The 11,593-nt window shown below is 50.9% G+C and carries 11 protein-coding genes and 1 rRNA gene; 2 read left to right on the top strand and 10 right to left on the bottom strand.

Features of this window, described 5'->3' with window-relative positions; translation table 11 throughout:
- The 3 genes from H581_RS0106585 to H581_RS36965 all read right to left on the bottom strand — a co-directional run.
- A 16S ribosomal RNA gene (locus tag H581_RS0106585) occupies window positions 1-231 on the bottom strand; the annotation flags it as partial.
- A gap of 402 nt (window positions 232-633) precedes the next feature.
- Window positions 634-975, bottom strand: a complete 342-nt coding sequence (locus H581_RS33270) for a DUF2512 family protein (RefSeq protein WP_036717955.1) — start codon at window positions 973-975, stop codon at window positions 634-636.
- Window positions 976-1,208: 233 nt separating this feature from the next.
- A complete protein-coding gene (locus H581_RS36965; RefSeq protein WP_245599948.1) occupies window positions 1,209-1,376 on the bottom strand; it encodes a YozQ family protein in 168 nt (55 codons plus the stop codon).
- A gap of 163 nt (window positions 1,377-1,539) precedes the next feature.
- Here H581_RS36965 and H581_RS0106570 point away from each other — a divergent pair, with 163 nt between their 5' ends.
- Both H581_RS0106570 and H581_RS0106565 read left to right on the top strand, forming a co-directional pair.
- Window positions 1,540-1,821, top strand: coding sequence for a hypothetical protein (locus H581_RS0106570; protein WP_028609321.1), 282 nt, complete (start codon window positions 1,540-1,542; stop codon window positions 1,819-1,821).
- Between the two features lie 15 nt (window positions 1,822-1,836).
- Window positions 1,837-2,211 (top strand): spore coat protein, encoded by a 375-nt coding sequence (locus H581_RS0106565; protein ID WP_028609320.1) that lies wholly within the window; start codon window positions 1,837-1,839, stop codon window positions 2,209-2,211.
- A gap of 192 nt (window positions 2,212-2,403) precedes the next feature.
- Here H581_RS0106565 and H581_RS0106560 read toward each other — a convergent pair whose 3' ends face one another.
- The 7 genes from H581_RS0106560 to H581_RS0106535 form a co-directional block, all read right to left on the bottom strand.
- On the bottom strand, window positions 2,404-3,288 hold the full coding sequence (locus tag H581_RS0106560; protein ID WP_028609319.1) for a carbohydrate ABC transporter permease: 885 nt from the start codon (window positions 3,286-3,288) through the stop codon (window positions 2,404-2,406).
- Between the two features lie 18 nt (window positions 3,289-3,306).
- Entirely contained in the window at window positions 3,307-4,197 is an 891-nt protein-coding gene (locus tag H581_RS0106555; protein WP_028609318.1) for an ABC transporter permease, read from the bottom strand.
- A 90-nt stretch (window positions 4,198-4,287) separates the two neighbouring features.
- On the bottom strand, window positions 4,288-6,009 hold the full coding sequence (locus H581_RS0106550; protein WP_028609317.1) for an extracellular solute-binding protein: 1,722 nt from the start codon (window positions 6,007-6,009) through the stop codon (window positions 4,288-4,290).
- Window positions 6,010-6,164: 155 nt separating this feature from the next.
- Window positions 6,165-7,556 (bottom strand): response regulator transcription factor, encoded by a 1,392-nt coding sequence (locus H581_RS0106545; RefSeq protein WP_028609316.1) that lies wholly within the window; start codon window positions 7,554-7,556, stop codon window positions 6,165-6,167.
- On the bottom strand, window positions 7,553-9,289 hold the full coding sequence (locus H581_RS0106540; protein ID WP_028609315.1) for a sensor histidine kinase: 1,737 nt from the start codon (window positions 9,287-9,289) through the stop codon (window positions 7,553-7,555). Before H581_RS0106540 ends, H581_RS0106545 begins: the two co-directional genes overlap by 4 nt.
- A gap of 93 nt (window positions 9,290-9,382) precedes the next feature.
- Window positions 9,383-9,742, bottom strand: coding sequence for a hypothetical protein (locus tag H581_RS37735; RefSeq protein ID WP_156889517.1), 360 nt, complete (start codon window positions 9,740-9,742; stop codon window positions 9,383-9,385).
- A 60-nt stretch (window positions 9,743-9,802) separates the two neighbouring features.
- Entirely contained in the window at window positions 9,803-11,530 is a 1,728-nt protein-coding gene (locus H581_RS0106535) for a methyl-accepting chemotaxis protein (protein WP_051250501.1), read from the bottom strand.
- Window positions 11,531-11,593 lie beyond the last annotated feature (63 nt).

Raw genomic sequence — 11,593 nt, 5'->3', positions numbered from 1 at the left:
ATCTATAAGCGACAGATTGCTCCGTCTTTCCCAATCCGGTCATGCGACCAGATTGCGTATCCGGTATTAGCATTCGTTTCCGAATGTTATCCCGGTCTTACAGGCAGGTTACCTACGTGTTACTCACCCGTCCGCCGCTAAGTTACTCCCGAAGGAATAACTCCGCTCGACTTGCATGTATTAGGCACGCCGCCAGCGTTCGTCCTGAGCCAGGATCAAACTCTCCAAATTGGTTAGTTGTCCGTGAAACCTCTCTCTAGCCAAAGGTCAGATTGAAGTTTCTCGTTGACTCATTCCTTTTTTATCGCTTTTCCATTAATCCGTAAGGATTAACGGGGCAGTTTCACTCGTTGTTCAGTTTTCAAAGAACAATCTATTCTTTCTCGCCGTCCGCTTGTTTCTCACGGCCGGACTTACAATATAACACGAATTCATTCATGAATGCTACAGGTAATTCCTGACATCCGATTCGTTTATTTGTATTCGGCCCGTTTTGCGGCCGGATTAAGAATATATCATATCTATCATAACGATTGCAACTGGAATTTTAATACAAATTATACGAAAAGGGCGGCCAATTGGCCGCCCCTGCATGCGCTATCCGGTGAACTCCTCAGCAAAACAATTCAATCACTATGCGGGAACCCGCAGCTCCTCATTAAATACATAACGATGGAGCACCCATTCGGCTATCCCTAATAGGAACGAGATCATCAGTGTCTCACCCATACTTAAATCCCAATCGAATGCATAAGCCAATACACCAAGGTAAATGGCCGCTAATACAAAATCGGCGATCGTCGCAATGATGTTATTCGTTCTGCGCAGGATCAACTGATCACCTAATAAGTAGGCAATGATCGTCAGAACGGTAGCAGCAATTGCCGCATTCCAAAACGAAATATCCGTGTAATAAAGAAGCAGCGATACGACAACTGCGCCGTTAACCAGCCACTTCAGTAAAAACTTAATCATGTTAGGAAGCTCCCTTCTTTCGCTTAGCTCCAAAATCCGTCCCTAAAGCCGATCGGGTCGCTCATTTTTAAAATGTTACATCTATAGAATCCCACCGTTAACTCCCTTTATTCACTAAACGATATCGACGGATGTATAAGACCGGTAGTTTAGATCGCGAAACGAAGCAGAAAAAGCCGCTGAGCACTGAATATCAGGCTTAGCGGCTGCATGCCGGTTCAGAGCAAACAGAATTATTTTTGTTGACCGGAGTCATAGGACTCATTCTTGATCTGGATCTTCTCATCTGCAAGCTGGTGTACTCCGTCACTTGTCCCTGCCGCATATACATCCGAAAACTGTTCATGGGTCAGAGCATTTCCTTTTAATTTCCGCGGGTCTTGCTCATTGTTATTTTTCATTGCCCTCACCTCCCGTCCAATCATGACTATTATGCCAAGCTTAGATACCGGATAGTCACTGACCTGAATGACTCCAAGGCGAATTCACCATTTTTTTAAAAAGTGATAATTTCAAGCATTTTGCACAAGCTATAGGTAAATTCTGATGACAAGGAGACTATATATGCAGCAAAATCAAACGCAGCAGCAGCAGCAAGCCCCGTTAATGCAGGTTCCGCCTCAGGTCATTACCGTTAAGGACTCGCTTTATTTGAAGGATCAATTGTCCTGGGAGATTCTCGCGATGAAGAAATGCCGCCATTTTGCACAAGAATGCTCCGATCCCGAAATTGCTCAAGCGATTGATAAGGCAGGGCAAATGCATCAAAGACATTACAATCTGTTGCTCAAGCATCTGCAAAACAACAATACAGAGGAAATGAAAAAGGTTCCTCAAACCCAATAATAAGGAGGCTGCCGTATGAACCAGAACCAAAATCAGAACCAGAATCAAAGCGCGCAAACGATCAAAAATCCTAAGCCTTCCTATGAGCAGCAGGTCAAAGGGCCGGATTTAAACGACCGCGACCGCGTCAACGATATTCTCGCAACGGAAAAGTATCTCACCGACAGCTTTAACGTATCGGCAAGAGAAGCAAGCCATACCGCCCTGCATCAGGATATTATGACGATCTTGAACGAAACGCATCAATGCCAATATGATTTATTCGAATTGATGTTCCGCAAGGGTCACTATAAACTCGAGGCGGAGCAGCAAAACAATCTCGATCAAGCCTATCAGCAGTTTAACGGATATTCCACGCAATTCCCGTATCCGAATACCATCGTTCAATAAATGAGTGTAAACGCAGAGCACGATAGTCATCGACGTCTAGGAACCGGACGCGGCCGCAGATACGAAAGTCTAGCGATACGGTCATAAGAACCACAGCGAATAAGGGCTCTCCCGAAGATCCGGATAGATCTGCGGGACAGCCCTTATTCTTGATTTGCGAGTAGATCCACTCACGCCGGTGAATAGTACAACCTATTCTTTCACGGAACCGAGCGTGATGCCGTGAATAAAGAAGCGCTGCAGGAACGGATAAATGATCAGAACGGGAATCATGGCGATGAAGATTTTAGCCGCATTCAACGTCTGGTTGGACAGCTCGCTAAGCTTCTTATATTCGTCTTCCGTCATGCTCGTCGTATCGATGACCACCACAAGCTGCTGAATATAGGTTTGCAGCGGATATTTCTCGGCTTTCGACATCAGCACCAGGCCGTGGAAAAATTCGTTCCAGTGGTACACGATGCTGAACAGCGTGATCGTCGCAAGAACCGGAACGGCCAGCGGAACAAAGAGCCGGACCAGCATGTACCAAGGCCCCGCTCCGTCCACAAGCGCCGCCTCCTCCAGCTCCTTCGGCAGGTTCCGGAAGAAGTTTACGACGAGAATGACGTGAAACACCTGCACGCCGCCCGCCAATACAAGCGCCCAAATCGAGTCCATCAAGCCGTAATCCTTAATTGCCATATACCAGGGAATCAAGCCGCCGTTAAAGAGCATGCAGAAGACGAGCAGCCACATAAATACGTTGCGCAGGCGGAAATCCTTCACGGATTTCGATAACGGGTAAGCCATCAGCACCGTAACTATAAAGTTCAAGGCAGACCCCAGCAGAACCCGCTGCAGCGAAATACCGAACGAATTAAAAAACTTCGAATCTGTCATGATCGTTTGATACGAGTTAAAGTTGAATCCGACCGGCCATAGTCGCACGATGCCGGCAGCGGCAGCCGATTTATCGCTTAGAGAGACAGCCAGCGTATACCAAATCGGCATAATGCACACCAGCGCGATAACGATCAGGACGACCAGAAGCAGGATATCGAATAGCCTGGAGCCAAACGATTGTTCTCTAACCATTGTTCATGCTCCCTTCGATTAAAAGATGCGGTAGTTGGCGAACTTCGATGCGAGCAGGTAGGATACGACGATTAGAATAAAGCTGACCACCGATTTGAGCAGCCCCATCGCCGTCGCCAAGCTAAACTGAAGGTTCAGCAGGCCTGCGCGGTAAACCCATGTATCGATAATGTCCCCGGACGAATAAACAAGCGGGTTGTACAAGTTGAAGATTTGATCGAACCCTGCGTTCAATACGTTCCCTAAGCTTAATACAGCCAGCAAAACAATCGTTGTCGTGATGCCGGGCAGCGTTACATGCCACAACCGCTTCATCCGCGTGGCGCCGTCGATCGCGGCCGCTTCATACAACGCCGGATTAATCGAAGTAAGCGCAGCTAAATATATGATCGTGTTAAATCCGAATTCCTTCCACACGTCGCTTCCTACAATAATATAAGGGAATAAATCGGCCCTTGCGAAAAATAAGACGGGCTCTACGCCGAACACGCCCAAAACGGAGTTAATCGGACCTTTAAAGGCAAATACGTCGAGCAAGATTCCCGACAAAATAACCCAGGAGAGAAAATGCGGCAAATATACAATCGTTTGAACCCAACGCTTCACGATCTGCAGCCGCAGCTCGTTTAACATCAGCGCAAATACGAGAGGAACAATCAGGTTGCCGATAATCTTCAATATCGCGATATAAATCGTATTAAACAAGACCGTCTTGCTGTCGGACAGCACAAACATATATTCAAAGTTCTCTAATCCGATCCATTCCGATTTCCAAATCCCCGCTCCCGGGTTAAAATCCTGAAACGCCATGACAATGCCGCTCATCGGGACAATGTTAAACAAGACTAACCAAATCAAGCCGGGCAGAAGCATAAGGTAATAATGTTTCTCGAAGCTCCTGTTTCTCATGATTAATCCCACTCCTACTCTATTTTGCAAGTGTTTGCCTATTTGTGCAAAGGCGACGGAATCAAAAATCCGCCGCCTCTGCCGATTGGATTACTCCTTGATTTCTTCTTCCACCTCTTGCGTCACTTTATCTCCGCCCTGCTTCTTCCAATCCTCGACGAATTTGTCGAAGGATTCGATCGGAGCGGCGCCCATAATGATTTTCAGGAACGTTTCGGTTTCCAGCTTCTCCAGGTTCGCCCACCGGCTTTCCATCGTTTTGGTCTGGGAATAAACCAGGCTGTATACCTCGTTGCGCTTCTCAAGCAGCGGCGCGCCGCCAACGAAGATTGAGTACATGCGGCTCCATATGCCCATGTCTTCCGTGCTCCAATATTGAATGTCATTGTTATCGAACGGCTCAAGCTTTGCTTTGCCCACCTTAGCCGCGTCGTCTGCAAGCAGCTTATAACCAGGGATGTCCAAGTCTGCCGCCGTCTTGGTTCCGGCCAGAACTTCTTTGAGCGCAGTCAGCGAGTACTCGATTTCATCGACCGGCGCGTATACGATCCGAACCGGGTAGTGGTTAAGCGTTACGCTTACGTCAAATTTAGCTTCGTCCCGAACAAGCAGGTTCATCAATTTAAGCGCGGCTTCCGGGTTCTCGTAGCCTTTGCGGACCGCAAGGAATTGAGTGGAAGGAGTCGCCATGTGCGGGCTGAATTCGCCGTTCTTGTCAAGCGGCAGCGCATAGGACTGCCAATTCGCCTTAGGATCGTTCTTGACCGCATCCGGAAGAGGCCAATAGCCCATCCAGAACGGACCGAAGAATATTCCCGCTTTGCCGCTGACGACCGGCTCGGCCGCGTCTTTGCGAATGCTCAGTTCACGGTCAATCGCGCCGCTTGCATACATGTCGCGCAATTTGGCCAACGCTTCTTTCACCTGCGGCTGGATGGAGCCGTAGACCGGCTTGCCGTCTTCGCCTTCCAGCCAGAAACCCGGATAAGCGTTGAATGCGGAGAAAATAGGGTCCAAGCCAAACGTGTTATTGCTTGAAGCAAGGAAGTTGGCATAAAGCTTGCCGCCGGCCTGCTGTCCGGCAATGCCGATCGTATCCGGCTTTCCGTTCCCGTCCGGGTCGCCATCGACGAACGCTTTGGCCACCTTCTCCAAGTCTTCTACCGTCTTCGGAACCTCCAAGCCCAGTTTGTCTAACCAATCCTTGCGGATCCACATCGTATGAACGGCGTCGCCCCTTGCCGTTACGTTCGGAAGCGCCATCATCTTGCCGTCGAAGGTGACCGCATCGAGGGCGCGCCCTTCCGTCTTCTCGATAATGCCTTTAATGGCAGGAGACGCGTATTTCTCGAATGTTTCCGTCAAATCCTCCACTTGGCCGGCTTTCACCATTTGTCTGAGCTGCGCGTCATTCACGATGACCAGGTCCGGCAGATCGTCGCTCGCGATGGACAGGTTGACCTTCTGGTCGTAGTCTTTGCCCGTGGCGGTCCGCCAGATAATCTTCGTGTCTATATTCAACTGCTCTTTGATATGTCTCGTATACTGGTTATTCTCCGGCGTATCCCCCTGCGGCAGGCTGTTGTCCGTAGGATCGTTCGCTTGGCCTACATGAATGGTGACGGGTGATTCGTATTTGCCGAAAGGATCGGCCGTCTCCGCAGGTGCCGCCGGCTCATTATTTCCGGAAGCAGCATCCGTTCCTTCATTCGTATTGCCTCCGTTACCCGGCTTATTCGTGGAACTACACGCTGTCAGCGCGATAAGGAGCACGGCCAGCAATAAGAGCAAGCTGTTTTTTGTCGCTTTCATCTCTTTCTCCCCTTCGTTCAATGAATTAACTACATGAATAGGATAACACCGATGAAAGCGTTTTACGTTAGAGCCGGGTTGCGGGATAGGGTAGAGCGTTGGAGGGAGTTTTCCCGTCAAAAAGACATCTGTCCCCCTTGGCCGCCGACTTCTATCTACCCCTGCGGCTTTTGGCGGTACTCGCTCGGCAGCATGCCGGTATGCTCGCGAAATAAACGGCTGAAATATTTCTCGTCCATATAGCCCGTATGCTCCGCAATCCATTGAATCGGTTTATGGGTATGGGTCAAATATTCCTTCGCTTTCCCGATTCGGATCTCCCGCACGTATTCATTAAACGATTTGCCCGTTATATCTTTAAAGCACTGGCTGAAGTAGCTCCGGCTCATGTTCACCCTCTTGGCGACATCCATCGCGAATACCTGCTGATCCATCTCTTCTTGAACGAGCTTCACCGCTTTCATGATACAGTCGACAACCTCCTGCGAATAAGGCTGGCTGTTTGCGATCTGCGCGGTAAGTCTGCGGATCGACTGCAGCCATGCCTCCGCTTCAAGCCAGCTGTCGAACGGCCCCGGTTCTGCAATCCGCTTGTCCGTTACCGCGGCATAGACGCGCTTCCATTCGCTCTCGAGCGTATAGAGAAATTGGATCAGCCGGGGCACGGGCAGCCGCATTTCTTTCAGCTCGTCCCGCAGCTGCTCATAGGCCGCTTCGTCATGAATCCATTCGAGCGTCAGCCATTGTTCTCTCGCGCCGGTCAGATCGTTTTCGTTAGCGGGCGATTCCTTGCCCAAAGCTTCGACAGTCGTCTCGACCCGTTGATTGATTGGCTGATAATCATAAAAAAAGTCCTTTTGCCTATATGCACGCAACAGCCGATAGATCAAGCTCTTCTTCCGTCCGGCCAGTCCGGACAGCTTCATCATCATCCACCCGTCCGGAATACGTGAAGGCTCAGCGGAGTCAACCCCGGGAACCCACCACAAGACGTTAACATCCGGCTCTTCCAGGCTGCCCCCGGCAAGCAGCCCGGTTTCCGTAAGCCAGCCGGTATCCGGTTGTCCTTCCTTCGCTAGGAAAGCGTAACCGGTATCCGCAGCGAAGCTGTCGGAATTCGGCGCCGCCTCTTTGGAAAGTGGAACGCCGGCAGCGCTCTTCTTCCTCTCTTCTTGAATCCGCGCATAGACTCTTCCGAGCACTTCTTCGAACCGCTCTTTTTCCAGCTGCACCTTGGCAATATAATCGATCGCCCCAAGCCGCAGCGCTTCCTGGATATAATCAAAATCCTGGTGAAGCGTCAAGACGACGATATACAGCTCCGGGTACAGCTTACGGGCGCTGCGCATCAATTCGATGCCGGACATAACCGGCATCGCCAGATCCGTCAGCATCAAGTCCACCGGATTCGCCTGCAGAAATTCCAGCGCTTTCTCGCCGTTGCTCGCTTCCCCTGCCACCAGCATACCGAAATCGGACCAAGGCATAGCCGAAATAAGCCCTTTGCGCACCAGCTTATCGTCGTCAACTACTAACACTTTTATCATACGTCTTCCTCCGCTTCCCTCGCCGGTAATCTTAATATAACACTTGTTCCTTTGCCTAATTCGCTCTTGATCTGCATGCCGGCTTGTCCGTCGTAATAGAATTCGATCATCCGTTTCACATAATTCATGCCGATGCCCATGCCTACTTTTCTTTTCTCGACCTGATCATTATGAAGGAGATGCTGGATGGTTTCCTCCGACATCCCTTCGCCGTTGTCATGGACGGCCAGCTCGATAAAGCCGTCATATTTGACATCCACGCGGATGCTCCCTTGATCGTTCAAGCCGTGATATAACGCGTTTTCTACGAGAGGCTGCAAAATAAACCTCGGAATGATCATGTCCAGCACATGCTCATCGGCTTCGACCCGCACGTTAAACTGGAAGTCATAGCGGATTTGCTGCAGCGTTAAATATTCCTTCAAGGCATCAAGCTCTTCCCTTACGGTAGCTTGCTCGCCCAGCTTGCCCAGATTGTAGTACAGCAATTTGTTAAGAGAGACAACGAGCTGGTCAATCTCGTTCTGTCCGTTCATCACGGCTAACCAGTGCGCAGTATCCAGCGTATTCATCAGAAAATGCGGGTTTATCTGGTAGCGCAGCTTCTCGATCTCCAGATCCGCCCTACGCTTCTCCTTAAGCTCCACTTCAAGGAACAATTCCCCGATCTGCTGCTTCATGTCCCCGAATTCCCGCAGCAGATAGTCAAATTCCGGGATGTACGTTTTCACAGGCGCGGATTGGAAGTCGCTTTGCCCCGCCCGTTTCATTTCCTTATGGAAGTTGGTCAGCGGACGATAGACCATTTTCCAGAGCAGCCAGGCCAGCATGACGCTGATGGCCAGCACCAGGAGCGAGAAGAAGACGATTTGAATCAGCCATCGGTTTCTTTCCTTGTTGTATTCCGCTTCGGGGATTACCGAGACAATGCTCCAGCCCTGTTTGCTTGTCCCTTTAAACCAGTAATAATGATTATAGGTGCCGTGGTCGACACGGGCGTCTTCCAGAGGAAACGCGCTGTTCGCCGGAAAAATGTCCGGAATTTCGCTGAACGCAATTTGTCCCTCTTTATTTAGAAGCAGATGATGCGAATTTTGACTGATTTGATCGGTGTCTAATATATTTTGCGTCAGCTTAAAGCCCGATTCGATGTAAATATAAATATCGTCGCGCTCCGGGATGCCCGCCTTTCTTAATACAGACAGTACGTTATGATTATTTAATCCGTCTTGGCTGATATGCGGGGAATGATACGTGATTTTGTTCGAAACGGCCAGGCGGGGGAGCGTGTTCGGATCGAACTGTTCGCTCACGACCAAATTTTCAAACAGATGGGACCCGTCCTTTTGAATATAATACATCGTCAAGCCGATATTGGGGTTGGTGAAGCTGATCGTGCTTACTTCGTTCTTTATTTCGCTGACCAGACTCGCTTGATGGTACGGCTCCCCCCCGAGAAGGTACTGATCCAGCTTCTTTCCCACGCTGCCGTCAAAAGAAAGCTGCTGCGACACATGGTTCATGTTGTTAATCGTATTCTCCAGGGAGAGCTGAACCTGCCTGACGTTGCTCTGGATGCCCAATTGAATTTTGTTAAACAAGATCGAATCGATGGTGAAATAGGAGATTAACCCGATCCCGACGAATGGAATCAGGGAGGCTGCGATAAAGAGGATGACGATCCTCCGTTTGAGAGAAAGGTTCTGATACGCGCTGCTTTTAATGAAATTCATGATGTTCTCATCCGTCCTTTCCGCAATGGAGCTGCTCCATCTATGGTATAGCCAATTATTGAAAGGGACAATCCCTCTGCGGGATGGGCTGAGTCAAGCAGAAACGCCTCTCGGCGTTCCAGCCGGAGGATCAACCGTTTTCGCAGAGAAAAATAAACTTATTATTAGTGCTATACTTATATTGTCTTGTACATTCAAAAAGCCATCCGTAATATCCGGATGGCCCCAGGCTGTAGACAAAGTCCAGTTTTTGGAACGTTGTCCGAAAGTTTCACGCAAGTGCACCGAGAAAGTTGCTTCAAATGAATCCGGTATTGCAAAAAGGGGGGCTTTAGCTTCTACCTCAGATAATCCCCTTTCGTCATTTTTCCAAAGTATATAGTATGACATTAATGTCATAGCAAGCATCATTCTGCCAGGATAGACGCTTCCGTCCATACTTTGCAATTTCATCAAACTTATCTAACGGGGTCTGATAATGAATCGTTTGCTCAAGAAAATCCGGATTCTATCTCACACTTTAAACTTGCCGATCATCCCCTGCAGCTCCTCCGACAGGAGACTCAACCCATCCATAGCGGCGGTCATCTCCTGTACGCCGGCATGCTGCTCCTCGGTATGGGCGTACACCTCGCGGGAGCCGTCCGCCGTCTGCTGGGCAACGCGGTCGATGGAGCGGATCGCGTCTACGGCGTCGTCCGATTGCCGATACAAGCGTTCGGCTTGCTCGAGCACTCTGCCGATCTGGCCCGCCGCCTCCTCCACCGCTTGCCGTATGCTGAAGAAGGCTTCCCCGGCCTGTCCGACCTTGGTCAGGCCGGCGGCTACCTCCAGCGAGCCGGCTTTGGCCGCTTCGACCACCAGTCCGGTCTCGTTGCGGACGCCGTCAACGAGCGCCTGCACCTCCGAAGCTGCGGTACCGGTTTGCACAGACAACTTGCGCACCTCATTCGCAACGACCGCGAAGCCTTTGCCGGCTTCCCCGGCCCTTGCCGCCTCAATGGAAGCATTCAACGCCAGCATCTGGGTCTGCCGCGATATATGCTCGATGAGCGCCGCGGCATCGACGATTTGCCCGGTACGTAAGTCGAGCCGCTCAATGAATGCCGTCAATTCGTTCATTTTCTGCTGAATCGCCTTCATTTGATCCGCTGTCAGCGCTACGATTCGCTCGCCGGCCGCCGTTTCCTGAAGCGCATGAGCAGACTGGCGGTCGGCTTGGCCCGCGAGCGCAGTAATTTCAGCGACGCCGGCCGACATGCCCTCCACCTTCGATACGCCGAGCTCTGCGCTTTGCGCCTGCTCCTCCGACCCGACGGATATTTCCTCCATAATGGCGGAAATTTGTTCGGAAGACGACCGGAACTGATCCGACTGCTGACGGAGCTTCTCCGCCGAATGAGCCACTCTCCCGGCATGCCGCCCCAGCTCGCTGATCATTCCGTGCCAACTGCTCTTCATCGTATGGAAGGCGGACGCGAGCTCACGGATCTCATCCCGGTTCTTCACCTCCACGGAAGCTGCGGTCAGGTCGCCGGAGGCCATCTCTCCCGCCGTTCGCACCATTGCCGCCATTGGCCTCACAATAAGCCGCGTTAATAGAATGCCGATGGAAACGGCAATAATTAGCGCCGCTGCGCTGCATAGAATCAACGTGCGCGTTGTCGCCTCCGATGCCTTCCGATAGCGGTTCAGCTCGTTCTGCAGCGCTGCCTTCTCCGCTTCGCGAAGCTGCTTCGCTGCATGATTCATCGTATCGGTAAGCGGGATCGACCACATCAGCGCCTCAGCCTTCGCCAGATCCGGGCGGTTTTGCTTTATGTAATCCTGTACCTTCACAAGCAATCTCGCGAACGTATCATTCGATTCGGATAATAAACGGACGGCCTGTTCCCGCTCATCATCTTCGGAAGCGCTTACCGTGGTTGTGATCAGCGTTCCCAGCTCCCCGTTACCCTTAAACAGCAGCTCCTCCTTCTCCGGTACAGGCTCTACCAAATAGCCGAAGAGCAGGCTGTTCTGAAGCTGCGTACCCGTCTCGATCTTGGAAGCCCGTTCATTCGCGGCTGATTGTTTCTCGAGCAAGGACGCATAATTCCGCTCCAGCTTCTTCATGGACATATAGGCCGCGCCTGCCGTCACGCCGACGAGAAGCGATACCGCGAAGAAAGCCGCAGTCAGCTTGCGGCCGAGCGAGAACCGGATACCCCGCTTGACGGCATCCGTTTTATTATTTTTCATAACCAAGTCTCCCCCATCTGTTCATAAAAAACAAAGGCCGCCAGATCATACCTGCGGCCCTTG

Origin of the sequence: Paenibacillus harenae DSM 16969 (assembly GCF_000422465.1) — a bacterium.
Lineage (GTDB): Bacteria > Bacillota > Bacilli > Paenibacillales > Paenibacillaceae > Pristimantibacillus > Pristimantibacillus harenae.
The sequence above is the reverse complement of the archived record's forward strand: the minus strand, read 5'-3'. Positions and strand labels throughout refer to the sequence as shown.